This is a genomic window from Paraburkholderia sp. 32, assembly GCF_050435345.1.
GTDB lineage: Bacteria > Pseudomonadota > Gammaproteobacteria > Burkholderiales > Burkholderiaceae > Paraburkholderia > Paraburkholderia tuberum.
Map to the genome: position 1 here is coordinate 240,459 of NZ_JBNDKD010000001.1, position 26,011 is coordinate 266,469.

A 26,011-nucleotide genomic window follows, 5' to 3' on the forward strand; every position below is an offset into this window, starting at 1 on the left:
GCATTCCATGACCAACAGATGTCGCGCGCTTCTCGCCTTTAGCTCGCTCCTGCTCGCCGCGCCGCTCGCGTGGGCGGGCGGCTACAACTATCCGACCGAGGGTCGCGTCGAATACGTGCTCAGTTGCATGGACGATAACGGCCACGAGTTCGCGAACGTCTACAAGTGCTCGTGCGTGATCGACAAGATGGCCGCGTCGTTGCCGTACGACGAATTCGTCGACCAGTCGACCTTCTCGAAGTACGCGACGCTAGGCGGCGAAGGCGGCGCGGAATTCCGCGTCGACCACGCCAAGGCGCAAACCAAGCGCTTCCGCGCGCTGCAAACCAGCGCATATCAGGCGTGCGGACTCGGTCCGCAGAAGACGTCGACCGTGGCGAAATGACCACGGCCTGAAACCCGCCGGGCGTTCTGCGCGTCCCGCTCGGCGCGTCCGGCTCGGCGCCCCCGGCTGGGCGCGCCCCTCAATTCGGCACCAGCCCCTCGCCCAGCGACGCGTACCGCGCGAGACCCACGGCCGCCGCCGAGCCATCGCCGCGACGCCGCTCGATCTGCACGCCGACGGCCGCGAGGTCGGCGAACTTGGCCGGCTTCGCGAGCGACACGCGCACCCAGTGCGCGCCGAAGTCGGCGATCAGCAGTTGCGCGATCGTCTCGGCAAGCGCCTCCAGCAGCCGCACGCGATGCGACGCGAACAGCTCGAGCAGCGCCCCGCGCACGGCCGCGTAGTTGACCGTATCTTCGATCCGGTCCGTCGTGCAGGCGCGGATCGCTGGCACGCCGATAGCCAGGTTCACACGCACCGGTTGCGCAACATGCAACTCACTGCTATCGATACCGATGACCGTCTGGCCGATGAAATTCTCGATGAATACGATGTCCAGGCGCTCGGGCAACGCGCCGACTTGCGGGCCGGGATTGGCGCCGAGGCTGGAAAATGCGGCAAGGCGAATAGTATCGAAACGATCCATGATTTGATCTCCGCCGCGGCGCGGCCCAGGATTGAACAGCCAGTGATGACGAGCGAAACGATGCAACAGTAGAGCGGTAGAACTGAACGACGCGCGGCACACTCTGTGCCGAAGCTGCGACAGGCATGCAACCTGCAACCCGTTTAACGCGTCGCGCATCGAGAAAAGCAAATTCCGGGCACAGTGAGGTAAACCCAGTGTGACTTTCTGTTGAACCAATCCTGCATCGGGCGTACAGTTTTCAACACCCGCCTCGTAGTAGGGCCGGTCGGGAGGGCGCAGGCGAACCGAGATTGCGCCGCGCCAGGGGCAGGCAGGCTTGATAAAGCGGCATTCGCGGCGTGCGAAGCAGTCACGCTTGCGAAATGACGCAACGGAGGCAAATCCCATGTCGTTGCTCGCTGACAGCAGTACGCACGTCCGGGAAGTTCTGAACGTGGTCAACCATCAGTTGACCACGCGCCCGACAAGCGAACCCGTAGCTCAGTCGTGGACGCGCTGCATCAACGAATTCCAGCTGGACCCCGCGCGTTTCGTGCCGCCGCCGGTGCTCACCGAGTACGAACTCAGCGCGCGCCGTGAGGCGCTCGGCGATCTGATCGCGTGTTCGAAGCTCGAGATGACGACGCTCTATCAGCAACTGGCCGATCCCGAGCTCGCGGTCGTGCTCGTCGATTCTGGCGGCGTGATCGTGCATCAGGTGTCGTCCGTGCCGTTCGCCGAGGCGGTCGCCGTCGACGGCTTTCGCGTCGGCGCGCTGTGGAGCGAACGCGAAGCCGGCACCAACGGCATGGGCACCTGCCTCGCGGAGCGCGACTGCATCGCCGTCTGTCAGCACGAGCATTTCTATCCGCGCTATACGTCGCTGACGTGCTCGGCCGCGCCGATCTTCGACGACGGCGGCGAAATCGCCGGCGTGCTCGACGTCACGAGCCGCTCGAAGCTGCTGCAGCAGCACTCGCTGGTGCTGGTCGGCATGTCGCGTCAGATGATCGAAAACCGTCTGCTCGATGCGCGCTACCGGCACGCCAACATGATCCATTTCCACAGCCGCCCGGAATTCGTCGGCACGCTGCACGGCGGCAAGCTCGCGGTCGGCGACGACAGCACCGTGCTCGCCGCGAATCGCAGCGCGCTATTCCAGCTGGGCTTCCGCTCGCTGAGCGAGCTGCGCGGCCGGCGCATCGAGGAAGCATTCAACGCGTCGCTCGAAGACATGATCGCGCGCAGCATTCGCGGCTCGTTCCATCCGGTCACCGTCTACAGCGCAAACGCGACGAACCGCTTTTTCCTCGTCGCGCAGACGCCGCAAAACGCCACGGGGCGCGTGACGCGCGTGCTCGTCCCCGACTCCGCCATGCGCGCCAACGCCTCCGAAAAACACGAGAAACATCCGCCGGTGCCGAAGCTAGACGAGATCGCGCACCTCGAATTCGGCGACCCGCGCATGGCCTCGCAGATCCAGTTGGCCGCGCGCGTGATCCAGCGCAAGATTCCGATCGTGCTGCGCGGCCAGACCGGCACCGGCAAGGAAGTCTTCGCGCAGGCCTTGCATAGCATCAGCCCGCACGCCGCCGGTCTGTTCGTGCCGGTCAACTGCGCGTCGCTGCCGGAGAACCTGATCGAGAGCGAGCTGTTCGGCTACCGCGCGGGCGCGTTTACCGGCGCGCAGCGCGAAGGACGGCGCGGCAAGATCGTGCAGGCCAACGGCGGCACGCTGTTTCTCGACGAGATCGGCGACATGCCGCTCGTGTTGCAGGCACGCCTGCTGCGCGTGATCGAGGAACACGAGGTCACGCCGCTCGGCGCCGAGACCACCGTCAAGGTCAATTTCCAGCTGATCAGCGCGAGCCACCGCAATCTGCTCGAACTCGTGCAAAGCGGGCAATTCCGCGAGGATCTGTACTACCGGCTCAAGGGCGTCGAACTGAATCTGCCGGCGCTGCGCGAGCGCGTCGACAAGCTGCCGCTGATCCATCATCTGCTCGCGAACGAAACCGACGATCCGCCCGATCTGACGCCGGAAGCCGAACACGCGCTGCTCACCTACGCGTGGCCCGGCAACATCCGTCAGCTGCGTCACGTGTTGCAGATGGCCATCGCGCTGTCCGACGGCGAGCCGATCCGCTGCGAGCATCTGCCGCCCGAGGTCACGCAACGCACGTCGGCGGTCGACCTGCCGATCGCGCTGCGCCTCGCGAACGCGGACATGGACGGCCATCTCGCCGACGAGGCGGACATTTCTTCGCTGAACGCGATCCAGCTGAACGAGCGCGAAACGGTGCTGTCGCTGCTCGACGAGCACCGCTGGAACGTCAGCAACGTCGCGAAGGCGCTCGGCATCAGCCGCAATACGCTGTATCGCAAGATGCGCCGGCTGCACATCCGGCTGTCGCATGAAGGCTCGCCGACCGACGGCATGCCGTTCGATCTCGACGCATGACCGGGTCGTCCCTCAGGTCCTCCAGCGAGTCTGCTCGCAAGGGCGCCCGCGATCTCACCGACTTCAAGCCGGATGCGCACTTCGCGTGGTGCGTGACCGGCTCCGGTCATATGCTCGAAGAATCGATCGCGCTCGCGCGGCGCTTGCCGCGCGTCGATCTGTTTCTGTCCGCGGCGGCCGAGGAAGTGCTGCCGCTCTATGGCTGGTCGCTCGACAAGCTGCGCGAACACTTTCGCGTACTGCGCGACAACAGCGCGAGCGGCGTGCCGGTCGGCATGCTGTATCACGGCGTGTATCACACGGTCGTGATCGCACCCGCCACCAGCAACACGGTCGCCAAATGTGCTTACGGCATCTCGGATACGCTGCCGACCAATATGTATGCGCAGGCCGGCAAGCAATGCATCCCCGGCATCGTCTTTGCGTGCGACACCGAACCGAGCGTGATCACGCATAGCCCGGACGAATGGGTCGAATTGCGGCCACGGGCGATCGAACTCGACAACGTCGAGCGTCTGGCGCGCTTCGAATACACGACGCTCGCGCGCTCGCTCGACGAACTCGAAGCGGCGCTCACCCAACGCCTCGCGACCCTCGACCTCGCATGGACCACCTCCTCTTCCTGACCGGCCGGCTTGCCGAACCGAGCCTGCGGCGCGTGCTCGACGGCATGGCGCCGACGCCGTTCAGTTGGGAAGTGCGCGAAATCGGCCTGCAAGTGGCCGGGTTGATGACCGCCGACCTGATCCAGCGCCGCGTGAGCGCGCCGCTCGCCGCGCAGCGCGTGATCGTGCCGGGCCGCTGCCGTGGCGATCTCGACGCGCTGGGCGCGCACTACGGCGTGCCGTTCGAACGCGGTCCCGAGGAGGTCAAGGACTTGCCGCAATTTTTCGGCCGCAAGGCGAAGCCGTTCGATCTGAGCCGCTACGACACGGAGATTTTCGCGGAGATCGTCGATGCGCCGCGCCTCGACCTCGACGGCATCGCGGCGAGGGCGCGCGAGTATGCGGCCCAAGGCGCGGACGTGATCGACATCGGCTGCCTGCCGGACACGCCGTTTCCGCTTCTCGAAGACGCGGTGCGGCGGCTGAAGGCCGAAGGCTATCGCGTCAGCGTCGATTCGATGCGCAACGACGAACTGCTGCGCGGCGGCCGCGCGGGCGCCGACTATCTGATGAGCCTGAACCTCGACACGCTATGGATCGCCGACGAAGTGCCGTCGACGCCGATCCTCGTCGCGCGCGAACCGGCCGACCCCGCTTCGCTCGACGCCGCGATCGACGCGCTGTCCGCGCGCGGCCGCGCGTTTCTCGCCGATCCGATTCTCGATCCGATTCCGTTCGGGCTGGCCGCGTCGATTGCGCGCTATGTGCGTTTGCGCGAGCGCTATCCCGACATCGCGATCATGATGGGCATCGGCAACGTGACCGAATTGACCGAGGCCGACACGAGCGGCATCAACGCGGTGCTGCTCGGCATGGCGGCTGAATTGCGCGTTGGCGCGGTGCTGGCGACGTCGGTGAGCCAGCATGCGCGGCGCGCGTTGCGCGAAGCCGATGTCGCGCGCCGCGTGATGCATGCCGCGCGCGATGCGCAGGTGCTGCCGAAGGGCATCAGCACCGAACTCGCGACGGTCCACGCGAAACGGCCATTTCCGTACAGCGCCGAAGAAATCGACGAATTCGCGCGCGGCGTGCGTGACCCGAATTTCCGCGTGCAGATCAGCGCCGATGGCATTCACGTGTACAACCGCGACGGCCATCGTCGCGGCGACGATCCGTTCGCGCTGTACCCGCAGTTGAACCTCGAAACAGACGGCGGCCACGCGTTCTATATGGGCGTGCAGCTTGCGCGCGCCGAGATTGCATGGCGGCTCGGCAAGCGCTTCGATCAGGACCAGCCGCTCGACTGGGGCTGCGCGGTCGACCGGCCTGAAGAAGATCTCAGCGCATGGTGCGCGCCGGGCGAGACGCTGAAAAAGCGCTGAAACAGCAGCGCCATCACTGCATGGCGGCCACCCCCGCGGGTTCGTCGACAGTAGCCAGTTCGCCGCGCATGCCGCGGATCGCCTGCGCGCGATCGCCCGCACCGAACACGGCCGACCCGGCAACGAACACGTCCGCGCCCGCCGTGGCGACACGCGCGATGTTCGACGCCTTCACGCCGCCGTCCACTTCGATCAGCAAGGGCCGCCCGGTGCGCTGCATCGTCGTGTCGACGCGCTTGCGCAGCAGCCGCAGCTTGTCGAGCGTTTCGGCGATGAATGCCTGGCCGCCGAAGCCCGGATTCACCGACATCACCAGCACGACGTCGAGCATCTCCAGCACGTGATCGAGCGCCGCGAGCGGCGTGGCCGGATTCAGCGCCAGCCCCGCGCGCGCACCGTGCGAGCGGATCAGTTCGATGGTCCGATGCACGTGCAGCGTCGCCTCCGGATGAAAACTGATCAGGTTCGCGCCGGCCTCGGCAAACGCCGACACCAGCGGATCGACGGGCGTGGTCATCAGATGCACGTCGAACGGCAGCGTCGTGTACGGCCGGATCGCCGAGCACACGAGTGGGCCGACCGTCAGGTTCGGCACGTAGTGGTTGTCCATCACGTCCAGATGAATCCAGTCCGCGCCGGCCGCCGTCACGTCGCGAATCTCGTCGGCGAGCCGGGCGAAATCCGCCGACAGCAGCGACGGCGCAATCAGGAATTCGCGCATTGCGTTCTCCGTGGCAGTGGCGTTAGTGGTAGCGGCTCGCCATCGTGTCGAGCGGCAGCGGCTTGATGCGCGCCGCCTGCCCCGCGCAACCGAACGCCTCGAATCGCTCGACGCAGATCGCGCTCGCCGCGGCGGTGGCGGCCTTCAATGCCGCGCGCGGATCGAACTCCGCGCGCGCATTGGCGAGCGACTTGCGCATCGCGCCGCTCATCGCGAGACGGATGTCGGTGTCGATGTTGACCTTGCGCACGCCGTTCGCGATACCGCGGCGGATTTCGTCGACGGGCACGCCGTAGGTAGTCGGAATCTCGCCGCCATATTCGCGGATCACCGCGAGCCATTCCTGCGGCACCGACGACGAACCGTGCATCACCAGATGCGTGTTCGGAATGCGCGCATGGATATCGGCGATCCGGTCGATCGCGAGGATGTCGCCGGTCGGCTCGCGGCTGAACTTGTACGCGCCGTGCGACGTGCCGATCGCGATCGCGAGCGCATCGACGCCGGTCGCGTCGACGAAGCGCCGCGCTTCGTCCGGATCGGTCAGCAGGTGCTCGCGTGTGAGCTTGCCTTGTGCGCCGACGCCGTCCTCTTCGCCTGCCGTGCCGGTTTCGAGCGAACCGAGACAGCCGAGTTCGCCTTCCACCGACACGCCGACCGCATGCGCGGCGTCCACCACGCGCCGGCTCACCTCGACGTTGTAGTCGTACGCGGCAGGGGTTTTCTGATCGGGCAGCAGCGAGCCGTCCATCATCACCGACGTGAAGCCCGAGCGGATCGCCTGCTGACACACCGCGGGGCTCGCGCCGTGATCCTGATGCAGCACGAGCGGAATGTCCGGGTGCGCTTCGAGCGCGGCGAGCACCAGATGGCGCAGATACGGCTCGCCGGCGTACTTGCGCGCACCGGCCGACGCCTGCAGGATCACCGGGCTAGCGGTGGCCTCGGCCGCGCGCATGATCGCGTGAATCTGCTCCATGTTGTTGACGTTGAACGCGGGCACGCCGTAGTCGTGTTCGGCCGCGTGATCCAGCAGTTGCCGCAGGGTGATGAAGGCCATTGCGTGCTCCTCGAAATGAAATGAAATCTTGGCGAACGGCGGGCTCAACGCGCGCGGTCCGCGACGCGCCGCGCTGCGTCGAGCGCGAGCATGCGCAGCGCGTCGGCCATCGAGCGCGTGGCGGGTGCGTCAAGCGGTTGCGCGACTGCACTCATCGAATCTCTCCTTGCGAAATGAACCTCTGTATCCGTCCGGTACCGCTCAGGCGCGCGAGCGTCGGTCGATCAGTTGCAGGATCATCGGCGTGAAGATCAGCTGCATCGCGAGTCCCATCTTGCCGCCCGGCACGACGATCACGTTCGGGCGCGACATGAACGAGTCGTGCAGCATCGTCAGCAGATACTGGAAATCGATACCCTTCGGCCGCGCGAAGCGGATCACGACGAAGCTCTCGTCCGGTTGCGGAATCTCGCGGGCGGTAAACGGATTCGACGTGTCCACGGTCGGCACGCGCTGGAAGTTCACATGCGTGCGCGAGAACTGCGGGCAGATGTAGTTCACGTAGTCGGGCATGCGCCGCAGGATCGTGTCGACCACCGCTTCGTGCGTGTAGCCGCGCATCGTCTGATCGCGGTGCAGCTTCTGGATCCATTCGAGGTTGATGATCGGCACGACGCCGATCAGCAGATCCGCATGCCGCGCGATATCGACCCTGTCGGTCACCGCCGCGCCATGCAGCCCTTCGTAGAACATCAGGTCGGTATTGGGCGCGACCTCCTCCCACGGCGTGAAGGTGCCGCCGTCCTGCTTGTACAGTTGCGCTTCGCCCGCGTCGTGCACGTAGTGGCGAAACTGCCCGCTGCCGTTTTCGCCGTAGCGCGTGAACAGCGTTTCGAGTTCTTCGAGCAGATTCGCTTCCGGCCCGAAGTGGCTGAAATTCGGCACACCGTCGCGTTCGCGCTCCTGCATCGCCGCGCGCATGCCGTTGCGGTCGTAGCGATGGAACGCGTCGCCTTCGACGATCTGCGCATTGATGTGCTCGCGTCTGAAGATATGCGTGAAACTCTTCATGACGGTGGTGGTGCCGGCGCCGCTCGAGCCGGTCACCGCGATGATCGGATGTTTGACTGACATGCGTTTGTCTCCGGATGACTGTGTTCAGTGCGCTGAGCGCGCCGTCAGTCGCTGATCACGCCGTGAAATCCGGCAGGAACAACGAGCGCGTGCCGAACAGCGGCGACGTGAACGGCTTGTCCTCGCCGCGGTCGTATTCGCCGTGATAGCGCGCAATGCGCTCGACCTCGTTCTTCGAGCCGAGAATCACCGGCACGCGGCCGTGCAGCGCGCGCGGCGCGACGTCGAGAATGCGTTCCCGGCCGGTGATCGCGAGGCCGCCCGCCTGCTCCACGAGGAAGCTCATCGGGTTCGCTTCGTAGAGCAGGCGCAGGCGTCCTTCCATTGCCGGCGTTTTCGAGTCGCGCGGATACATGAACACGCCGCCGCGCATCAGGATGCGATGCACTTCCGCGACCATCGACGCGATCCAGCGCATGTTGAAGTCGCGCGCGCGGCAACCGCTGCGGCCGTCCTTGCACTCCTGCACGTAGCGGCGCACGGGCGGCTCCCAGAAGCGCTCGTTCGATGCGTTGATCGCGAACTCGCCGGTTTCCTCCGGAATCCGGATGTTCGAATGCGTGAGCACGAAGTTGCCGATCTCGCGCTCCAGTGTGAAGCCATGCGTGCCATTGCCGACCGACAGCACCAGCATGGTCGACGGTCCATACACGGCATAGCCGGCCGCGACCTGTTCGCAGCCCGGCCGCAGGAACGCGGCTTCGCTGCTTGCATCCTCTGCCGGGTCGCGCGTGCGCAGCACCGAGAAGATCGAGCCGACCACGCCGTTGATGTCGATATTCGACGAGCCGTCGAGCGGATCGAACGCGAGCAGATACTCGCCGCGCGGATAGTCCAGCGGAATCGCGTAGACGTGCTCCATTTCCTCGGACACCATCGCGGCCAGCAAGCCGTCCCACTCGCATTGCTGCACGAAGATCTCGTTGCTCGAGACGTCGAGCTTCTTCTGTTGCTCGCCGTGCGTGTTGAGCGTTTGCGCGGAACCGTAGTTGCCGCCTAGCGCGCCCTTGGTCAGCATCGCCGAGATCGACTTGATGGCCGCCGCTACGTCGATGAGCAGCGCGGAGAGTCCTGCAGTGTCGCGCGTGTCGTCCGTACACGGCGGGCGATCGAGCGTGTCGATCAGGAACTTCGAAAGTGTCGTGCGTCCGTCCTGCATGGCGTTCTCCGTCGATGGTGTCGTGATTCAGCCCGGCGGCGCCGTGACGGCGCGCGCGGTGGAAGGCGAATGCGAGGACTGCGGCGGCGCGTCGAACACGCGGCTCGCGCGCACGTCGGCGGCATCGATCAGCGTCAGCGTGGCGGCGTCGACCGGCTCACCGCCTTGCAAGGCGCTCGCGAACAGGCGGTTCGCCTGGCGCAGCCGCGCGCGGTCGAGCGCGTTGCGCACCGAGCGCGCGTTGGCGAAATTCGGTTGACGGATGCGGCGCGCCAGATAGTCGGCGAACGCGCGGCGCGACGCGGCATCGAAGCGGTAATGCATGGTGCCGAGCATTCGTTCGGCGATTTCGAGCAACTCCGTTTCCTCGTAATCGGGAAACGTGATGTGATGCGCGATGCGCGAGCGGAAACCCGGATTGCTCTCGAAGAACACTTCCATTCGCGACGCGTAGCCGGCCAGAATCACGACCAGGTCGCTGCGCTGGTTCTCCATCGTCTGCAACAGAATTTCGATCGCTTCCTGGCCGTAGTCGCGCTCGTTCTCCGGGCGATACAGGTAATACGCTTCGTCGATGAACAGCACGCCGCCCATCGCGCGCTTGAGCACGTCGCGCGTTTTCGGCGCGGTGTGGCCGATGTACTGGCCGACCAGATCGTCGCGTGTGACCGACACCAGATGATTGCGGCGAATGTAGCCGAGCCGGTGCAACACTTCCGCCATGCGCAGCGCAACCGTCGTCTTGCCGGTGCCGGGGTTGCCGGAGAAGCACATATGCAAGGTCGGCGCGCCGCCCGCGAGACCCAGCGAAGCCCGCGCGCGCTCGACCAGCAGATGCGCGGCGACTTCGCGAATGCGCGTTTTCACGGGCGCGAGCCCGACCAGATCGCGATCGAGTTCGCCGAGCACGTCGCCGATGCCCGAGTCGCGGTACAGCGCCGCGAGGTCGATGTGGGGCGCGGCGGCGTCGCTGTGCGCGGTGGACGCGGGCAGTGCGTCCACGATGGCGGCGTCTGTCATGGTTCCTCCTCGCTGCGGGTCGTCGTGTGCGTTGTTGCGCGATCAGAGGCGTCAGCCCGCCGCGCCATAACGCTCGCCCGCTGGCCGGTCGCCCGCGTAGCCCGTCATGCTGTAGCGCTGCGTGCGCCCCTGCGCGTCCTGCCGCAACAGCCGGAAGCCCGGCTCCCCGTCCGGCCGGTTGACGATGAACGACAGGCGCATCGTTTCGAAGGTGCGCACGGAGTCGAACGCGTTGACCTTGATGTAGTGCTGCGGCCGCGCCTCGCGGCAAGCCCTGACCTCCTGCAACACGCCGGCCGCGTCGTGCAGGTCGAACATCGGCAGACCCCACATTTCCCAGTAGGTGTTGCGCGGATGCGGGTCGTCGGTGAATTCGACCGAACAGGCCCAGCCCTGGCGCAGCGCGTAGTCGATCTGCAAGCCGATTTCCTCGTCGGTCAGCTCGGGCAGAAAAGAAAACGTTCCTTGAGTAATACGCATGACGAACCTCGTGGATGGTGTCGCGTTCGGAACGGCGTCAACGATGCCCCGCGCGGTGCCGTTGCACCGCGTCGCGGATGCGCTCGTGAGGCGCTCGCGGGAAAAGCTCGGCGTGGCTAGGCCGCCGTCGGCGTGGCGGCGAAATCGGGCGTATCGGTCGATGCGTAGTTGAAGCTCACGTCGCGCCACGTATCGAGCGCCTGCTTGAGCGGCGTGCACCAGCGCGCGGCGGCTTCGAGCACGTCGGGCCCTTCGCGCAGAATGTCGCGGCCCTCGTTGCGCGCCTTCACCATCGCTTCGAGTGCGACGCGGTTCGCGGTCGCGCCGGCCTGGATGCCGGCCGGATGGCCGATCGTGCCGCCGCCGAACTGCAGGATCGCGTCGTCGCCGAACAGATCGAGCAGCTGATGCATCTGCCCCGCGTGAATCCCGCCCGAGGCGACCGGCATCACCTTGCGCAAGCCGGCCCACGGCTGGTCGAAGAAAATGCCGCGCGACAGATCGACCGCGTTGTGCGCGTCGCGGCACACGTTGTAGTAGCCCTGCACCGACAGCGGATCGCCTTCGAGCTTGCCGACCGCGGTGCCCGCATGCGCGTGATCGACGCCCGCCATGCGCAGCCATTTGGCGATCACGCGAAACGAGATGCCGTGGTTGCGTTGCCGCGTGTAGGTGCCATGCCCCGCGCGATGCAGATGCAGGATCATGTCGTGCCTGCGGGCCCAGCGCGACATCGACTGGATCGCGGTCCAGCCGATCACGAGGTCGATCATCACGATGCACGAGCCGAGCTCCTTCGCGAATTCGGCGCGCTCGTACATGTCCTCCATCGTGCCGGCCGTCACGTTCAGATAGTGCCCTTTGAGCTCGCCAGTCTCCGCCTGGGCGCGGTTCACCGCCTCCATCGCGAACAGGAAGCGGTCGCGCCAGTGCATGAACGCCTGCGAGTTGATGTTCTCGTCGTCCTTCAGAAAATCGAGGCCGCCGCGCAGGCCTTCGTAGACCACCCGTCCATAGTTTTTGCCCGACAGACCGAGCTTCGGCTTGACCGTGGCGCCGAGCAGCGGCCGACCATACTTGTCGAGCCGTTCGCGCTCGACGACGATGCCGGTCGGCGGCCCCTGAAACGTCTTCAGATACGCGACGGGAATGCGCATGTCTTCGAGCCGCAATGCCTTCAGCGGCTTGAAGCCGAACACGTTGCCGATGATCGACGCGGTCAGGTTCGCGACCGAGCCCTCTTCGAACAGATCGAGTTCATAAGCGATATACGCGAAGTACTGCGGCTCGTCGGCGCGAGACACCGGCACCGGCTCGACGCGATACGCCTTCGCGCGATACATGTCGCAGGCGGTCAGGCGGTCGGTCCACACCACCGTCCACGTCGCGGTCGACGATTCGCCGGCCACCGCGGCGGCCGCTTCCTCGGGTTCGACACCGGGTTGCGGCGTGATGCGAAACAGCGCGATCACGTCGGTGTCTTTCGGTTCGTAGTCCGGTTGCCAGTACCCCATCTCGCGGTATTTCATCACGCCCGCCGCGTACCGTTCGCGCGGATTGTGCGGATCGCGCGCTTGAGGTTCGGGCTGGATCGGCGGTTGACTGAAATCGTTCATGACGTGTCCTCGAAGGTGGCAAGCGCACTGCCGGAAGACCGAAGCGCTTGAGTTGCACTGTAGGCACGGACACGCCCAAGGTGAATTCACGATTTTATTTGGCAGACTTAACGGATCGGTTATCGCTATCACATCGTGAGGTTCTTTTTCGAGCCGTGCGACGCGAATCGGAGCAGAATGTGTTGGTGAGCGAGGCGGGCGCGGCGTGACAGCGCAATCGGATTAGCGAATCGCGATGGCACACTTTGCTTCGTTTTCGCCACACCGCGCGGCTCTTTGCGTCTGGCAACCCGCGCGAGCGCCACGGCGTGGCGCAATTCGCCGGGTGCTGTATTGGCCGTCGAATGCACGCACGCCTGGCCGGCCGGAACGCGCATGGGCACGGAGCTTGCATGATGCCGGCTGCCGTCGACACCGGGCATCACGCCGGGCCGGCGGCGCAACGCTGTTCCACCCGCTGTTTCAACCGAAGGAGAAAGCACGTATGCAATGGACGACTCCGAGCTACACCGACGTACGCCTCGGTTTTGAAATCGTGATGTATGTCGCTACGCGTTAAGCCCGCAACCGGGCCGCACGCCGCGGCCCCCTTGCGGTTCCCGTTTGTGTTTGACCTCTGCTGACGGCCGGCCTTCCGGCGCTGTCGGGACACGCGTTCCCAGCCATGATCCACGAAACGATCGTCACCACGGCAGCGTGCGATGGCCGTCCTCATATCGCGCCAATGGGCGCGCGCTACGAGGGTGAGCGCATCATCCTCGCGCCGTTCCGTCCGTCGGTCACGCTCGACAACGTGATCGCGACGCGCGCGGCGGTGCTGAACTTCACCACCGACGTGCGGATCTTCGCGGGCTGCGTCACGCACTGTGCAACCGATTGGCCGACCGTGGCCGCGAGCCGCGTGCCGAGCGTACGTCTGGCCGAGTCGCTGGCCCACGCCGAGCTCGAACTCGACGAGCTGCGCGACGACGCCGAGCGCCCGGTGCTGGTGATGAAGTGCGTGCACCGTGAAAACCACGCGCCGTTCGCGGGCTTCAATCGCGCGCAGTCGGCGGTCGTGGAAGGCGCGATTCTGGTGAGCCGGCTCTTCATGCTGCCGGCCGACAAGGTCGATCGAGAAATGGCGTATCTGCAGATCGCGATCGACAAAACCGCCGGCGACAACGAGCGCACCGCATGGAGCTGGCTCGTCGCCGCGATCGCGCGATATCGCGCGAGCCTCGAAGACGCGGCGCATCAGGCCGCCGCTTCGGCCCATCACTGAAAACCCTTCCTTCCGCGGAGAACCCCGATGACCGCATTGCTCGCGAGCGTCCGCTCGGCTGACGAAGCATTCGACGCCGCCCGCGCCGGCGCCGAGCTGATCGACCTGAAAGAGCCGGACGACGGCGCGCTCGGCGGCCTGTCGATCGGCGCCATCACGACCATCGCGCAACAACTTCGCGCGCGCTACCCGGTCAAGCCGATCAGCGCAGCGATCGGCGACGTGCCGGCCGATGCGTTCGACGAGATCGCCGCGCGCGTGATCGACGTCAGCGATGCCGGCGTCGACTATGTGAAGGTCGGCGTCGCGCGCGGACCGGCCGCGCGCCGCTGCATCGAGCAGCTCGCGAATCTGCCGGCTAGCGTCGTGCCGGTGCTGCTATGCGACGGCGGCATGGACGACGAACTGGTCAGCCACACCGCGGCGCTCGGCTTCGCCGGCCTGATGTTCGATACCGCGAGCAAGGACGGCGGCACGCTGTTCGATCACGTCGATGTCGACTCGCTCGCGCGCTGGTTGCGGCTCGCGCGTCAGCGCGGCGCGATGGCGGGCATCGCCGGTGCGCTCGGCTGGGCGCAACTGCCGCAGATCCGCGCGCTGGCGCCCGACGTGGCCGGTTTTCGCACCGCGCTGTGCGCCGACGGGCGCCGCTCGCGGCTCGACCCCGAGCGCGTCGCGCAATGGGCGAGCGCGTTGCATCGGCCGGCTGGAGAGATTCGCGTCGATAGCGCGGCGCCGTTGCCGGGCTCGACGAACGCGACGCGGCTGTAGCAGCCGGTCACATCACCGGAATATTCAGCAAACGGTCGCGCATCAGCGCGACGTTGCTCTTGTCGAGCAATTCGACCACATAGTTCGCATCGTTCACGTAGTCGACGAACTTGCGGTCGATCACCCCCGACGCGGCCAGCGTTTCGAGCGGATCGTCGACGGCGATCGGACAGGATTTGACGACGATCAGCCGCTCCGCGTTGAGCATCGTCGATAGCCAGGCGGCGAGGCTGTCCGAAGTCGTGTCCCAGTTGCTCATCGCGTCGGGCGTGTCGCGCATCAGCGCGGTCGGCGCCCACACGGCAACATGACCGTCACGCAGGGTGCGGCGAATCTTCGCCTCGCTCGACGCGATCACCAGTTCGGGCGAAACGCCCTGCATCAGCAGCGCATATTGCGTCATCGCGAGCAGACACATGTTGTGCGCGGCCAGATCGTCGAAGTTCCACTCGCCCTGGTACTGACGGACCTTGTCCGCGAAATCGCCGCCGCCGGGCACGATCACGACCCGTCCGCCGCCGACTTCGCATAGCTCACTGAGCCAGTGGCGCAGTGCCGGGTCGTGACTCAGGCTGCCTCCGATCTTGACCACCCACATGACTGTTGCCCTCGTGTCCAGTTGAGTGCCCGGCCGGGTCGCGTCGTTTCGCAACCTCGTTCATCACCGAACTTGTCCCGCTCGCCATATCGTGTCCCCTGCCCCTCTTTGCGCTACTCGTGCGCCGGCGCGCCGCGTCCCCGGATTGCGCGCCGCGCCTCTCAACTCATGCCGCGCGCGCCGCGATACCACGCGCGCCGCGCCGTTGGGCGCCCGGCTCGCGCGCCGCGAGCAGCGCGACCGCCACGCTCGGCGCGCAGGTCGCCGCCCATGCCGCGCAAGCATCGGGCACGCCCGCCAACGCGCCGAAGTCGATATAGCCGCGCGCCTCGTCGCGCGCCAATGCGGCGACGAGGAAGCGGCCGCAGCCGGCGCCCACCAGCGGCGCGGCCGCGAGCGCCGGCTGCGCGGCGACCACCCGCATCAGGTTCGCGCCGATTTCGCGCACCTGCAGCGCGCGCCAGCGCCGCGCAAAGTGCAGCCATTCGATGTCCGACGCGTCGTGCGCGTCGTGCCCGATCATGCGCGCGAGCCGCGCGCGGCTCGCCGCCTGCGTCTTCGGCCCCTGGTCGGCGCTCGGCTGCACGTCGTGCAGCGGGTCCAGTTCGCCGGTCAGCCGGTAGACGTCGGCGCTCGTCGCAAACCATTCGTTCATCACGTTCAGCATGGCGCCGCCGAATTCGATCCGCTGCGCGACTCCGCACAACGGCGTGCGCACGACGCCGTGATACACGAGTTCGCCGGTCGCGAGCCGGCCCGCATCGGTCGCGGCACGCGCGACGACGCGGCCGTCGACGATCGGAATGATGTCGGTGGTGGTGCTGCCGATGTCGATCAGCAGCGCGTTCGCCATGCAGGTAGCGACCCAGCTCGCGGTCGCGAGCCAGTTCGCCGACGCGACGTGACGCCAGCCGGCCGCGCAGTCGGCGGCGGCGAGCCAGCCGGCGGCGCCGGCGTAGAAACGCAGTGATGGACCGAGCCGCTGCGCGAGCGTGGCCACGATCGCGCGCACGCCTTCGGCGCGATCCGCGAACAGGTCGACCATCTCGCCGGTCATCGTCACCGCATGCTGCGCGGCGTCCGTGCGGGCCTGCGGCCAGCGCTCGAAGACGAGGTCGATCGCGCGTTGCAGATGGTCGAGCCCCTGCCAAAGCGGACACGGCCATTGCACGACGTCCAGCACGGCGTCGCTGCCGTCGACGAGCGACACCTTCACGTGCGCGCCGCCGACGTCCCAGCCGAACCGCGCCGCCGGGTTCGAACGGGCCGGGCTCAAGGGCGCACCTCATACGTCGGCGAATTGGCGCGCGCCGCGCCGCAGCGCTCGATGCGCACGCCATGCGCGGCCAGCAGCGCGCGCGTCAGGCCGCTGCCGCGCGCCGCCGACAGCCCCGCATAAGCGACCGTCAAACGCGGATTCACTTCGATCACGACCGGCCCGAGTTGCGGATGCCAGACGACATCGATGCCGACGAAGCCGCGCAAACCCGGGATGGCCCGCGCGACGCGATGCGCGAGCGTGTCGAGCGCGCGGCCCATGTCGCTGTGCTGGTCGATCTGATCGACCAGCACGCCGTCGAACTCGACGATCCGCGCAACATCACCCGACGCGTCGCCGCCGCTCAGCCCGATCTGCTGACGGTTGATGCTGAGGAGCTTGGTGGCGTCGCCGCGGCAGATCAGCGACAGGCTCAACGGCTCACCATCGACCCACGCCTGCAGCACCGGATTGCGCGCCCCCGCCGCGCGCGCCTCGTACTCGGCGCAGGCATCGGCGAAGCGCTCGTACACGATGGTGTCGAGGCCGCCCGCGCCGTCGTCCGGTTTGACCACCCAGCGGCCATCGTGCTGCGCGGCTGGGTCGCCGGGTTCGAGCGCCGGCGTCGTGGCAATGCCATGCGCGGCAAGACACGCCGCCGTCGCGCTCTTGCTCGACGCGACGCGGATCGCTTCCTTCGCGCAGCCGAGCCAGCGCGCGGTACCGACCGCATCGTGAAAGCGCAGCAGCAGCCCGTCGCATTCCGGCGCGACGACCCACGCGTAATCGTGCTCACGCGCCGCGCGCGCGACGAACGCCGTCATCGATTCGCCGGGCGCGGCCATACAATGGGCCTCGCCCGCCCCTGGCGTTTCGAAGCGCGAGGTCGCGAACGTGACCTGCACGCCGTCGAGTTCACGCAGAGCGTCGACCAGCGCGTCGCGCATCACGCGTCCTTCGACGATCAGCGCGCTCAAATCGGCGAGACTGCCCGGGCCGGCGAGCTGGGGGTCGATGCCGCCGCCGGTGAGATACTCGTAGACAAAGATTCTGGTCAAAGGAAAGCCCCCTATGCAGGTGATACCTGTTCTCGATCTGCTCGACGGCCAGGTCGTACGCGCGGTGCGCGGCGAGCGGAGCGCCTATCGGCCGATCCAGTCCCGCCTCGTCGCGACGAGCGACCCACTTGCCACCGCCCGCGCGCTGCTCGAAGCCAGCGGCGCGCGCACGCTCTATATCGCCGATCTCGGCGCCATCCTGCAGCGCGGCGCGCATGCTTCGACGCTCGCCGCATTGCGGGCCGCGCTGCCCGGCATCGAACTGTGGCTCGACGCGGGTTTCGCGGACTACGCGTCGATGCGCGCGCTATTCGAGCGCATCGACGACGCCATCGATCAACACGACAGCCCTGCTGCCGCTTCCCACCTCGCGACTCTCGTGCCTGTGTTCGGCTCGGAGACGCTGCGCGATATCCACGCACTGCACGCGGCTCAGCGCGCCGGCCTTGCGCCGATCCTGTCGCACGATCAGCGGGCGGGCGAACTGCTCGCCGCGGCCGCGCTCGACCGCTCGTCGGCGTGGTGGCCGCCGCGCGTGATCGCGATGACGCTCGACCAGGTCGGCAGCTACGCCGGCCCCGATCTCGCGACGTTCGAGCGCGTGCGCGCGCAAGCCGCCGCGCACACCACGCTGATCGGCGCGGGCGGCATCCGCAATCGCGACGATCTGGCCGCCGCGGCCGGCACCGGCGCAAGCGCCTGGCTGGTGGCGTCCGCGCTGCACGATCGACAGATCGACTGCGCGCATTCCGATTCCGCGTAGGCCTTCCATACAATTTCCATGCCACGCGTTCTGACAGCGCTGTCGGTAAACGCAACGCAAGCCGGACTGTTCGCGCGTGACACTCTGCTTGACACTCTGCTCCAGAACGGCACACATTTTGTATGGCGCGGTGGGCCTTTGACGCGCGCGCCGACGCAGGATCAGGCACGTTTACCGCAGGGTCGAAAGATCGGCATGGAGCTTGCTAAACCTGCCCCATGCATAGCCCCTCCATCGATCCATCGACCCCCAGCCCGAGCGCAACGCGCGCCGCGGCGCTCACACGCGACTGGATCTGTCCGTTCTGCCCTTTGCTGTGCGACGACCTGGCCGCCGCTGCCCACGACGACGGCACGCTCGATGTGCCGGACACCGAATGTTCGCGGCTCGCTCACGCGCTCGCGCAGTACGGCGCGACGGACGCGCAATGCACTTGCACCGTCGATGGCAACGAAGTGGACAAGGATGCCGCGCTGGCGAGCGCCGCGCAGTTGCTCGCGAACGCGCGCCGCCCATTATTCGGCGGCCTCGCCACCGACGTCGCCGGCACCCGCGCGCTGTATCCGCTTGCCGCCGCCTGCGGCGCGATCCTCGATCATCTGCACGGCGATGCGCTGACGCCCGCGACGCTCGCTTTGCAAGACCGTGGCTCGTTCTTTACGACGCTCTCCGAAGTGCGCGCGCGCGCCGACCTGCTGGTGTTCTTCGGCTGTCAGCCGTCGCGGCGTTATCCGCGCTTTTTCACGCGCGCGCTGGCGGGCACCGAACTCGCGCGCGAGCTGGTCTTCGTCGGCTGCGAAGCGGACCCCGCCGCGGCCGGCTTCGCGCAAACGCGCATCGACACGCTGCTGCCGGACACCGATCCGTACGACACGCTCGCGCTGTGGTCAGCGCTCGCGGAAGGACGCGACGCCGCCGCGCTCAGCCACGGCGATGGCAGCGCAGCCAAGGTGGCAACCGCGCTCGCGTCGTTGCACGCACGCATCGCCGGCGCGCGCTATACGGTGGTCGTCTACGAACCGGCCGCACTGCCCGCGCCGCACGCGGCGCTGCTGATCGAAGCGCTGAACCGGATCGTGAAGGCCGTGAATCGCACGACGCGCGCGGCATGTCTCGCGCTCGGCGGCGACGACGGCGCGTTGACGGTCAATCAGACCGTCACGTGGCTGTCCGGCTTGCCGCTGCGCACGCGCGTGTCGATGCCGGCGCACGCCGCGGGCACCGCGCCGCTCGATCACGATCCGTACCGCTATCGGACGGCTCGGCTGCTCGCCGAACGCGAAGTCGATGCGCTGCTGTGGATCGCGGGCTTCGCGCCGCACGCGTGGCCGGCGTCGCTCGATCCCGCGCTTGCCCTGATCGTGCTCGGTCATCCGGCGCTCGCCGATGCCGCCAGGGCACGCGGCGCGAACACCGTGTTCGTGCCGGTCGCGACACCGGGCGTCGATAGCGGCGGACATCTGTTTCGCGTCGATGGCACGGTCGTGATGCCGCTCACCGCCGCGCGTGGTGCCGCGCTGGAGTCGGTGGCGTCGATTGCCGCGAAGTTGAGCGGGCGATTGAGCGGGCAACTGAGCGAACGCTCGAGTACGCGCGAGGATCAGCCATGACTCTCGTCCGGCTCAAGGGCGGCACGTTGTTCGACCCGATCCACAACGTCAACGGCGAGCGCCGCGACCTGACGTTCCGCGACGGCCGCATCGTCGACGTGCCCGCCACCACGCCCGTCGATCGTGAATACGACGCGACCGGCATGATCGTGATGGCGGGCGGCATCGACCTGCATTCGCATATCGGCGGCGGCAAGACCAATCTGTCGCGCCTGCTGCTGCCCGAGGACCATCGCGCCGATGCGCGGGGCGCCCATGCGCCGCGCGAGGCCGCCTACGAAGCCGCGCGCGACGACAACGGCCGCTACCTGCGCCTGCCGTCGTGCGGCGTCTGCACGCCGGGCACGCTCGCGACCGGCTACCGCTACGCCGAAATGGGCTACACGGCCGCGTTCGAGCCGGCGATGATGCCGTCCAACGCGCGCCACACGCACCTCGAAATGGGCGACACGCCGATCATCGATCACGGCGCGTACGTGATGCTCGGCAACGACGAGCTGTTCCTGCGGATGCTCGCCGCGCGCGACGACTTCGAACGTCTGCGCGATTACGTCGGCTGGACGATCGACGCGAGCAAGGCGCTCGGCGTCAAGGTGGTCAACCCCGGCGGCATCTCGGCGTTCAAGTTCAACCAGCGCTCGCTAGACGTCGACGAGCCGCACGCGCACTACGGCATCACGCCGCGCGACGTGCTGCGCACGCTGACGCGCGCGCTGACCGAGCTGCGCGTGCCGCATCCGCTGCACGTGCACACGAGCAATCTCGGCGTGCCCGGCAACCTCGCCTCGACCATCGCGACGATGGACGCCGCCGACGGCCTGCCGATCCATCTGACGCATATCCAGTTTCACAGCTATGGCACCGAGGGTTCACGCAAGTTTTCGTCGGGCGCGCGGCAGATTGCCGAGGCCGTGAACGCGCGGCCGAACGTGTCGATCGACGTCGGCCAGATCATCTTCGGACAGACCGTCGCGGCCTCCGGTGACACGATGATGCAGTTCCGCAACGCGCCGCTCGCGCGGCCGCACAAGTGGGTGGTGGGAGATATCGAGTGCGACGCGGGTTGCGGCGTGCTGCCGTTCCGCTATCGCGAACAGAGCTACGTGAACGCGCTGCAATGGATCATCGGCCTCGAAATCTTCCTGCTCGTCGACGACCCGTGGCGCGTCGCGATGACCACCGATCATCCGAACGGCGGACCGTTCACGAGCTACCCGCATCTGATCCGCCTGCTGATGGACAAGCCGTTTCGCGATGAGCAACTGGCGAAGCTGCATCCCGAGGCGCAGGTCGCCAGCGCGCTGCCGGAGCTCAAGCGCGAATTCTCGCTGTACGAGATCGCGATCATCACGCGCGCCGGTCCCGCGCGGCTGCTCGGCCTGCGCGATCGCGGCCATCTCGGCGCGGGCGCGGCGGCAGACATCGCCGTCTATCGCGACGAGCCGGACCGCGAGCGGATGTTCACGTCGCCGGCCTATGTGTTCAAGGACGGCGAACTGGTCGCGCGCGACGGCACGCTGGTCGCGACGCCGACGGGCGGCATCCATTTCGTCGCGCCGCAATTCGATCGTGGCATCGAGACAACGCTGCGCGCGTATAGCGACGCGAACCTCGCGAGCAACTTCGCCCACGCCGCGATCAGCGACGACGAAGCCTGCCGCTGCTGCCGCGGCGGACGGCTATTGCCCGTCGAATGTCTAACCTGACGCGGCCACGATGAACGCTCCCGCCCCGCTCGACATCAACGGCACCGCGATCGACGCGACCTTCGCCGAAGCCTTTCCGATGAAGGCGACCCGGCTCGTGATCACCGCGCACACGCCGACGTGGGCGATGCACGCGGCGAACTCGCTGGCGGGCTTCGCGACCTCGGTGATCGGTTGCGGCTGCGAGGCGGGCGTCGAGCGTGCGCTCGCGCCCGCTGCCACGCCCGACGGCCGGCCCGGCGTCGCGGTGCTGTTGTTCGCGGTGTCGTCGAAGGAGCTCGCGAAGCAGATCGGGCGGCGCGTCGGCCAGTGCGTGCTCACCTGTCCGAGCACGGCCGTCTATGGCGGCATCGATCCGGCCACGAGCCGCGCGCCGCTGTCGGACCCGGCGCCGCTTGGCAGCGGGCTGCGCTTTTTCGGCGACGGCTGGCAGATCGCGAAGATGATCGACGCGGGGAACGGACCCACGCGTTACTGGCGCGTGCCGGTGATGGACGGCGAGTTCGTCTGCGAAGACATGGCGGCGACGGTCAAGGCCGTCGGCGGCGGCAACCTGCTGCTGCTCGCGCGCGACCTGGGCGCCGCGCTCGCGGCGGCCGAAGCCGCGGTCGCCGCGATGCGCCGGCTGCCGAACGTGATCATGCCGTTTCCCGGCGGCATCGTGCGCTCGGGCTCGAAGATCGGCTCGAAGTACGCGGGCGCGACCGCGTCGACCAACGACGCGTTCTGCCCGAGCCTGATCGGCCTCGCGCGGCGCAGCGAGTTGAGCGCGGACGTTGGCTGCGTGCTGGAAATCGTCATCGACGGTCTGACCGACGCCGACGTCGGCGCGGCGATGACGGCCGGGATCGGCGCGGCCGCCGGACTCGGCCGCGCGGCCGGCGTGCTGCGCATTTCCGCGGGCAACTACGGCGGCAAGCTCGGGCCGTACCACTTTCATCTGCACGAACTGGCGGCGGGGCTCAACGGGAGTCACGCATGAGCACGACCACGTTGCGCGTGAAGACACCACCCGGCTTTCGCGTCGATGCCGCAGCGCTGTCACCCTCGGCGCTGGCCAGCATGAGCGTGGCCGAGATCGAGCGCATCGTGCTGCCGGCCGGCAACGAGCGCTGCGTGGTCGGCGACGTCTTCGAGGTTTCGCGCGACGACGCGCCTGCGTCCGGCGACGACATGGCGACGCTGCTGATCGACGACGCCGCGCGGTGGCTCGACCGGCTCGGCGCGCAGATGGACGGCGGACGGCTCGTCGCGCGCGGCTCGGTCGGCGACTACAGCGGCTTCAGAATGAGCGGCGGCTTGCTTGAAATCGACGGCGACGCGGGGCATTTCACCGGCTGCGAAATGCGCGGCGGACGCGTGACGGTGCGCGGCGACAGCGGCGACTTCGCCGCCGGCGCGCTGACGGGCGATATGGAAGGCATGAGCGGCGGCACGCTGACGATCCACGGCAACGCCGGCGCGCGGCTCGCCGACCGGATGCGCCGCGGCCTCGTGCTGGTCGGCGGCAACGCGGGCGACTTCGCGGCGTCGCGGCTGGTGGCGGGAACCGTCGGCGTGGCGGGGCAACTGGGCGCGCATTATGCCTATGCAATGAGGCGTGGCACGCTGCTGCTCGCGCAACGGCCAGAGCCACTGCCGCCCCCTACTTTCACCGGCGGCGGACACGGTTTCGACGTATTCTGGTCATTGCTCATACGCAGTCTCGCGGCCGAAATCGCGCCGTTTTCGCAGTGGCGCGCGGACCGTCTGCCGGTCCGTTTCACGGGCGACCTCGCGGTCGACGGCCGCGGTGAAATACTGATCGCCGGCTGAACCAGCTATGTCAGCCGCGACTGAAACGGTGTTCGGCAAAAAAGAAACGTCCCGCAACGATGTTGCATGGAGACAGGGCATGAGGACAGCGGATTCTGCAAACGCGAAGCCTGATATCGACGTCAACGCAAATGCCAGCGCCGGCGGCCCGCGCTATGCCGGGCTGCTGATCGCGCTGCACTGGCTGATCGCGCTCGGCATCGTCGGGCTGCTCGCACTCGGGCTTTATATGGTCGGCTTGCCGAAGGGCTTGCCCGTCAAGGCGACGCTGATCAATCTGCACAAGTCGCTCGGAATGACGGTTTTCCTGCTGGTGCTTTTGCGCATCGTCGCGCGGCTGGTCCTTCACCGGCCTCCGCTGCCGCCGATGCCACCGTGGCAACGCGCCGCCGCGCGCACTACGCAGGGTCTTTTATATGTCGGCATGGTGGCGATGCCGCTTGCCGGGTATCTCGGCTCGTCGTTCAACACCTACGGCACGCGCTTCTGGGGCATCCTGCTGCCGAAGTGGGGCTGGGACGACGCGCATCTGCGCGCGCTGTTCTTCGGCCTTCACCACGCCATCGGCTTCGCGCTGATCGCGCTGATCGTGCTGCACGTGGCGGGCGCGTTCAAGCATCAGTGGATCGATCGCGACAACCTGCTCGCGAGGATGCTGCCATGACGATGCGAGGCTTATCGCGCCACACGCAGGCGGCCGCCGCGCTCGAAGTCCATACGCTGCGCACGCGCGATGGTCATCGCGTGTGGTATGCGCTGGCCGGCGCGCGCGACGGCGTGCCGGTCGCGGTGCTGCACGGCGGCCCAGGCAGCGGCAGTCAGCCCGGCGTGCTGCGGCTGTTCGATCTGCAGCGCTTTCGCGTCGTGCTGATCGACCAGCGCGGCACCGGTGCCTCGACGCCGCACGGCAGCGTGCGCCACAACCGCACCGACTATCTGATCGCCGATCTCGAAGCGATTCGCGCGCGGCTCGGCTTCGCGCGCTGGGGCGTGCTCGGCGGATCGTGGGGCGCGGCGCTCGCGCTCGCGTATGCGGGGCAGTGTCCGCGGTCGGTGACGGGCGTCGTGCTGCGCGGCCTGTTCCTGACGTCCGCGCGCGAAGTGCGCGGTTTGTTCATCGCGTCACGCAAGCGCGCGCCGCGTGCGTGGTCGAGACTGCGTGCCGCTGCTCGCTGCGAGCAGCCCGCGGCACTGGCCGCGCGTTGCGGCGACACCTTGCAATACGGCGCGAATGAAGCGCGGCAACGCGCGCTCGCGCTGGCCTGGCGCGGCTATGAAAACGCGGTGCTCGCGAGCGCATCGCCGCGAGGCGCCGCACGACGACGTGCGAACCTGCAAAACCCACGCGAACCCCAACGCCACGCGCGCAAGCTGATCGGCAAATACCGGATTCAGGCGCACTACCTCGCGCATCGCTGCTGGCTCGGCGAGACGCGTTTGCTGTCGCTCGCGCGCCGCGCGGCGGCGGCCGGGGTATCGATTGCGGCCGTGCATGGTGCGCGCGATCCGGTGTGTCCGCGCGGCAATCTGCGACGTCTGTCGCGCGCGGTTCCGTCGGCGCGCGTCGAGTCTGTCAGCGCGGCGGGTCATCTGGCGAGCGACCCCGCGTTGCATGCATGCGTCGCGCAGGCGCTCACCGCGATGTTCACTCCCACCGTCGAAGAGGGGCGCAGCAGCATGCGTCGCGCGGCATGAAGATCAAGGTACTCGGCTCGTCGGCGGGCGGCGGCTTTCCGCAGTGGAACTGCAATTGCCGCAATTGCGACGGAGTGCGTCGCGGCACGGTGAAGGCGACGCGCCGCACGCAGTCGTCGATCGCGGTCAGCGCGAACGGCGAGGACTGGCTGCTCGTCAATGCATCGCCCGATCTGCTCGCGCAGATCGCCGCGCATCCCGAACTTCAACCCGCGCGGCGCGCGCGCGACAGCGGCATCGCCGCGGTGCTCGTGATCGACGCGCAGATCGACCACGTGACCGGCCTCTTGATGCTGCGCGAACGCGACACCCCGCTGCCGCTATACGCAACCGATGCGGTCTGGCAAGACCTCCGCTCCGGCTTTCCAGTCGCGCCGATCCTGTCGCACTACTGCGGAGTCGAGCACCGCCGTATCGCGCTCGACGGCGCGCCGCTCGCCGTCGACGCGCTGCCCGGCATCCGCATCGACGCGCTGCCCGCTGTCGAGCAAGGCGCCGCCGTACTCGCCGCATCGCGATGCGCCGGAGCGCGGCGACAACATCGGACTCGTGCTGACGAACCTGCAATCGGGCCGGCGCGTGTTCTACGCGCCGGGGCTCGGCGCGATCGAGCCGCACGTGCTGGCGGCGATGCGCGAGGCCGATCTGCTACTCGTCGACGGCACGCTGTGGACCGGCGACGAAATGATCCGCCTCGGCCTGTCGAACAAGACCTCGGCGGATATGGGCCATCTGCCGCAGAGCGGCGCGGGCGGCATGATCGAAACGCTCGATTCGCTCGGCGCGAAACGCAAAGTGCTGATCCATATCAACAACACGAATCCGATCCTGATCGAAGACGGCCCCGAGCGGCGCATGCTGGGCGAGCATGGCATCGAGGTCGCGTACGACGCAATGAGCTTCGAGCTTTGAAGCGCGCAGTGAAGAGTACGGAGCGATGCG

25 protein-coding genes and 1 pseudogene are annotated in these 26,011 nt (G+C 67.5%); 15 read left to right on the forward strand and 11 right to left on the reverse strand.

The genetic code is table 11. The features are described 5' to 3' along the window. Positions 1-7: 7 nt before the first annotated feature. Positions 8-385 carry a hypothetical protein gene (locus OKW26_RS01130; protein WP_429352388.1) on the forward strand — a complete coding sequence of 126 codons (378 nt, stop codon included), beginning with the start codon at positions 8-10 and terminating at the stop codon, positions 383-385. A 79-nt stretch (positions 386-464) separates the two neighbouring features. Here OKW26_RS01130 and OKW26_RS01135 read toward each other — a convergent pair whose 3' ends face one another. Beyond that, positions 465-971 carry a dihydroneopterin aldolase gene (locus OKW26_RS01135; protein ID WP_429352389.1) on the reverse strand — a complete coding sequence of 169 codons (507 nt, stop codon included), beginning with the start codon at positions 969-971 and terminating at the stop codon, positions 465-467. A 388-nt stretch (positions 972-1,359) separates the two neighbouring features. Here OKW26_RS01135 and OKW26_RS01140 point away from each other — a divergent pair, with 388 nt between their 5' ends. The 3 genes from OKW26_RS01140 to OKW26_RS01150 are packed head-to-tail and all read left to right on the forward strand — an operon-like array spanning position 1,360 to position 5,401. Next, a complete protein-coding gene (locus tag OKW26_RS01140; RefSeq protein WP_429352390.1) occupies positions 1,360-3,414 on the forward strand; it encodes a sigma-54-dependent Fis family transcriptional regulator in 2,055 nt (684 codons plus the stop codon). Then, positions 3,411-4,040 carry a flavoprotein gene (locus OKW26_RS01145; protein WP_429352391.1) on the forward strand — a complete coding sequence of 210 codons (630 nt, stop codon included), beginning with the start codon at positions 3,411-3,413 and terminating at the stop codon, positions 4,038-4,040. Before OKW26_RS01140 ends, OKW26_RS01145 begins: the two co-directional genes overlap by 4 nt. Then, positions 4,019-5,401 (forward strand): DUF6513 domain-containing protein, encoded by a 1,383-nt coding sequence (locus OKW26_RS01150; protein WP_184052010.1) that lies wholly within the window; start codon positions 4,019-4,021, stop codon positions 5,399-5,401. Before OKW26_RS01145 ends, OKW26_RS01150 begins: the two co-directional genes overlap by 22 nt. A gap of 13 nt (positions 5,402-5,414) precedes the next feature. Here the strand turns inward: OKW26_RS01150 and rpe are convergent, their stop codons facing one another. From rpe to OKW26_RS01185, 7 genes are all read right to left on the reverse strand, one after another. Next, positions 5,415-6,122 carry a ribulose-phosphate 3-epimerase gene (gene rpe / locus OKW26_RS01155; RefSeq protein WP_429352392.1) on the reverse strand — a complete coding sequence of 236 codons (708 nt, stop codon included), beginning with the start codon at positions 6,120-6,122 and terminating at the stop codon, positions 5,415-5,417. A gap of 22 nt (positions 6,123-6,144) precedes the next feature. After that, positions 6,145-7,182, reverse strand: a complete 1,038-nt coding sequence (fba, locus tag OKW26_RS01160) for a class II fructose-bisphosphate aldolase (protein WP_429352393.1) — start codon at positions 7,180-7,182, stop codon at positions 6,145-6,147. Positions 7,183-7,383: 201 nt separating this feature from the next. Next, positions 7,384-8,256, reverse strand: a complete 873-nt coding sequence (locus OKW26_RS01165; RefSeq protein WP_184067321.1) for a phosphoribulokinase — start codon at positions 8,254-8,256, stop codon at positions 7,384-7,386. Positions 8,257-8,311: 55 nt separating this feature from the next. Further along, complete coding sequence (locus tag OKW26_RS01170) at positions 8,312-9,415, reverse strand: class 1 fructose-bisphosphatase (RefSeq protein WP_429352394.1); 1,104 nt, start codon at positions 9,413-9,415, stop codon at positions 8,312-8,314. Positions 9,416-9,442: 27 nt separating this feature from the next. Continuing rightward, positions 9,443-10,435, reverse strand: a complete 993-nt coding sequence (gene cbbX, locus OKW26_RS01175; RefSeq protein ID WP_429352395.1) for a CbbX protein — start codon at positions 10,433-10,435, stop codon at positions 9,443-9,445. Positions 10,436-10,486: 51 nt separating this feature from the next. Beyond that, entirely contained in the window at positions 10,487-10,915 is a 429-nt protein-coding gene (locus OKW26_RS01180; protein WP_184067312.1) for a ribulose bisphosphate carboxylase small subunit, read from the reverse strand. A 116-nt stretch (positions 10,916-11,031) separates the two neighbouring features. Continuing rightward, positions 11,032-12,531, reverse strand: a complete 1,500-nt coding sequence (locus OKW26_RS01185; protein ID WP_184039098.1) for a form I ribulose bisphosphate carboxylase large subunit — start codon at positions 12,529-12,531, stop codon at positions 11,032-11,034. A 484-nt stretch (positions 12,532-13,015) separates the two neighbouring features. Between OKW26_RS01185 and pqqA the strand changes: the two genes are divergently transcribed. From pqqA to OKW26_RS01200, 3 genes are all read left to right on the forward strand, one after another. Beyond that, positions 13,016-13,090, forward strand: a complete 75-nt coding sequence (gene pqqA, locus OKW26_RS01190; protein WP_113062024.1) for a pyrroloquinoline quinone precursor peptide PqqA — start codon at positions 13,016-13,018, stop codon at positions 13,088-13,090. Positions 13,091-13,195: 105 nt separating this feature from the next. Further along, a complete protein-coding gene (locus OKW26_RS01195; protein ID WP_018424590.1) occupies positions 13,196-13,795 on the forward strand; it encodes a DUF447 domain-containing protein in 600 nt (199 codons plus the stop codon). Between the two features lie 27 nt (positions 13,796-13,822). Then, positions 13,823-14,566 carry a (5-formylfuran-3-yl)methyl phosphate synthase gene (locus OKW26_RS01200; RefSeq protein WP_429352396.1) on the forward strand — a complete coding sequence of 248 codons (744 nt, stop codon included), beginning with the start codon at positions 13,823-13,825 and terminating at the stop codon, positions 14,564-14,566. A gap of 7 nt (positions 14,567-14,573) precedes the next feature. Here OKW26_RS01200 and OKW26_RS01205 read toward each other — a convergent pair whose 3' ends face one another. From OKW26_RS01205 to OKW26_RS01215, 3 genes are all read right to left on the reverse strand, one after another. Beyond that, positions 14,574-15,164 (reverse strand): aspartate kinase, encoded by a 591-nt coding sequence (locus OKW26_RS01205; RefSeq protein ID WP_429352397.1) that lies wholly within the window; start codon positions 15,162-15,164, stop codon positions 14,574-14,576. A gap of 166 nt (positions 15,165-15,330) precedes the next feature. Beyond that, the gene (locus OKW26_RS01210) at positions 15,331-16,440 is read right to left on the reverse strand and encodes a hydantoinase/oxoprolinase family protein (protein ID WP_429352398.1); all 1,110 of its coding nucleotides are present in this window, start codon (positions 16,438-16,440) and stop codon (positions 15,331-15,333) included. Continuing rightward, a complete protein-coding gene (locus tag OKW26_RS01215; protein WP_429352399.1) occupies positions 16,437-17,480 on the reverse strand; it encodes an ATP-grasp domain-containing protein in 1,044 nt (347 codons plus the stop codon). Before OKW26_RS01215 ends, OKW26_RS01210 begins: the two co-directional genes overlap by 4 nt. Before the next feature lie 13 nt (positions 17,481-17,493). On the opposite strand from OKW26_RS01215, the gene OKW26_RS01220 reads away from it, so the two are divergent. The 8 genes and pseudogenes from OKW26_RS01220 (at position 17,494) to pqqB (ending at position 25,981) form a co-directional block, all read left to right on the forward strand. Next, positions 17,494-18,243 (forward strand): HisA/HisF-related TIM barrel protein, encoded by a 750-nt coding sequence (locus OKW26_RS01220; protein ID WP_429352400.1) that lies wholly within the window; start codon positions 17,494-17,496, stop codon positions 18,241-18,243. A 218-nt stretch (positions 18,244-18,461) separates the two neighbouring features. After that, entirely contained in the window at positions 18,462-19,853 is a 1,392-nt protein-coding gene (locus OKW26_RS01225; RefSeq protein WP_429352401.1) for a formylmethanofuran dehydrogenase, read from the forward strand. Then, entirely contained in the window at positions 19,850-21,559 is a 1,710-nt protein-coding gene (locus OKW26_RS01230) for a formylmethanofuran dehydrogenase subunit A (protein WP_429352402.1), read from the forward strand. The genes OKW26_RS01225 and OKW26_RS01230 overlap by 4 nt, the downstream gene beginning before the upstream one ends. A gap of 10 nt (positions 21,560-21,569) precedes the next feature. Further along, entirely contained in the window at positions 21,570-22,541 is a 972-nt protein-coding gene (gene fhcD / locus OKW26_RS01235; RefSeq protein ID WP_184067288.1) for a formylmethanofuran--tetrahydromethanopterin N-formyltransferase, read from the forward strand. Next, complete coding sequence (locus tag OKW26_RS01240; protein ID WP_429352403.1) at positions 22,538-23,374, forward strand: formylmethanofuran dehydrogenase subunit C; 837 nt, start codon at positions 22,538-22,540, stop codon at positions 23,372-23,374. The genes fhcD and OKW26_RS01240 overlap by 4 nt, the downstream gene beginning before the upstream one ends. A gap of 79 nt (positions 23,375-23,453) precedes the next feature. Continuing rightward, positions 23,454-24,038, forward strand: a complete 585-nt coding sequence (locus tag OKW26_RS01245; protein WP_410451257.1) for a cytochrome b — start codon at positions 23,454-23,456, stop codon at positions 24,036-24,038. Continuing rightward, positions 24,035-25,069 (forward strand): alpha/beta fold hydrolase, encoded by a 1,035-nt coding sequence (locus tag OKW26_RS01250; RefSeq protein ID WP_429352404.1) that lies wholly within the window; start codon positions 24,035-24,037, stop codon positions 25,067-25,069. Before OKW26_RS01245 ends, OKW26_RS01250 begins: the two co-directional genes overlap by 4 nt. Next, positions 25,066-25,981 (forward strand): annotated as a pseudogene (pqqB, locus tag OKW26_RS01255) (pyrroloquinoline quinone biosynthesis protein PqqB). The gene OKW26_RS01250 and the pseudogene pqqB overlap by 4 nt, the downstream one beginning before the upstream one ends. The last annotated feature ends 30 nt before the right edge of the window (positions 25,982-26,011 follow it).

What these genes read in the sequence shown, in the direction of transcription:
- OKW26_RS01140 (WP_429352390.1), top strand. Translation starts at nt 1,360, where the DNA reads ATGTCGTTGCTCGCTGACAGCAGTACGCACGTCCGGGAAGTTCTGAAC.
- OKW26_RS01135 (WP_429352389.1), bottom strand. Translation starts at nt 971, where the DNA reads ATGGATCGTTTCGATACTATTCGCCTTGCCGCATTTTCCAGCCTCGGC.
- OKW26_RS01225 (WP_429352401.1), top strand. Translation starts at nt 18,462, where the DNA reads ATGCATAGCCCCTCCATCGATCCATCGACCCCCAGCCCGAGCGCAACG.
- OKW26_RS01195 (WP_018424590.1), top strand. Translation starts at nt 13,196, where the DNA reads ATGATCCACGAAACGATCGTCACCACGGCAGCGTGCGATGGCCGTCCT.
- OKW26_RS01165 (WP_184067321.1), bottom strand. Translation starts at nt 8,256, where the DNA reads ATGTCAGTCAAACATCCGATCATCGCGGTGACCGGCTCGAGCGGCGCC.
- OKW26_RS01240 (WP_429352403.1), top strand. Translation starts at nt 22,538, where the DNA reads ATGAGCACGACCACGTTGCGCGTGAAGACACCACCCGGCTTTCGCGTC.
- cbbX (WP_429352395.1), bottom strand. Translation starts at nt 10,435, where the DNA reads ATGACAGACGCCGCCATCGTGGACGCACTGCCCGCGTCCACCGCGCAC.
- OKW26_RS01130 (WP_429352388.1), top strand. Translation starts at nt 8, where the DNA reads ATGACCAACAGATGTCGCGCGCTTCTCGCCTTTAGCTCGCTCCTGCTC.
- OKW26_RS01145 (WP_429352391.1), top strand. Translation starts at nt 3,411, where the DNA reads ATGACCGGGTCGTCCCTCAGGTCCTCCAGCGAGTCTGCTCGCAAGGGC.
- rpe (WP_429352392.1), bottom strand. Translation starts at nt 6,122, where the DNA reads ATGCGCGAATTCCTGATTGCGCCGTCGCTGCTGTCGGCGGATTTCGCC.
- OKW26_RS01200 (WP_429352396.1), top strand. Translation starts at nt 13,823, where the DNA reads ATGACCGCATTGCTCGCGAGCGTCCGCTCGGCTGACGAAGCATTCGAC.
- OKW26_RS01180 (WP_184067312.1), bottom strand. Translation starts at nt 10,915, where the DNA reads ATGCGTATTACTCAAGGAACGTTTTCTTTTCTGCCCGAGCTGACCGAC.
- OKW26_RS01220 (WP_429352400.1), top strand. Translation starts at nt 17,494, where the DNA reads ATGCAGGTGATACCTGTTCTCGATCTGCTCGACGGCCAGGTCGTACGC.
- OKW26_RS01250 (WP_429352404.1), top strand. Translation starts at nt 24,035, where the DNA reads ATGACGATGCGAGGCTTATCGCGCCACACGCAGGCGGCCGCCGCGCTC.
- OKW26_RS01150 (WP_184052010.1), top strand. Translation starts at nt 4,019, where the DNA reads ATGGACCACCTCCTCTTCCTGACCGGCCGGCTTGCCGAACCGAGCCTG.
- OKW26_RS01230 (WP_429352402.1), top strand. Translation starts at nt 19,850, where the DNA reads ATGACTCTCGTCCGGCTCAAGGGCGGCACGTTGTTCGACCCGATCCAC.
- OKW26_RS01170 (WP_429352394.1), bottom strand. Translation starts at nt 9,415, where the DNA reads ATGCAGGACGGACGCACGACACTTTCGAAGTTCCTGATCGACACGCTC.
- OKW26_RS01185 (WP_184039098.1), bottom strand. Translation starts at nt 12,531, where the DNA reads ATGAACGATTTCAGTCAACCGCCGATCCAGCCCGAACCTCAAGCGCGC.
- OKW26_RS01245 (WP_410451257.1), top strand. Translation starts at nt 23,454, where the DNA reads ATGAGGACAGCGGATTCTGCAAACGCGAAGCCTGATATCGACGTCAAC.
- fhcD (WP_184067288.1), top strand. Translation starts at nt 21,570, where the DNA reads ATGAACGCTCCCGCCCCGCTCGACATCAACGGCACCGCGATCGACGCG.
- fba (WP_429352393.1), bottom strand. Translation starts at nt 7,182, where the DNA reads ATGGCCTTCATCACCCTGCGGCAACTGCTGGATCACGCGGCCGAACAC.
- OKW26_RS01205 (WP_429352397.1), bottom strand. Translation starts at nt 15,164, where the DNA reads ATGTGGGTGGTCAAGATCGGAGGCAGCCTGAGTCACGACCCGGCACTG.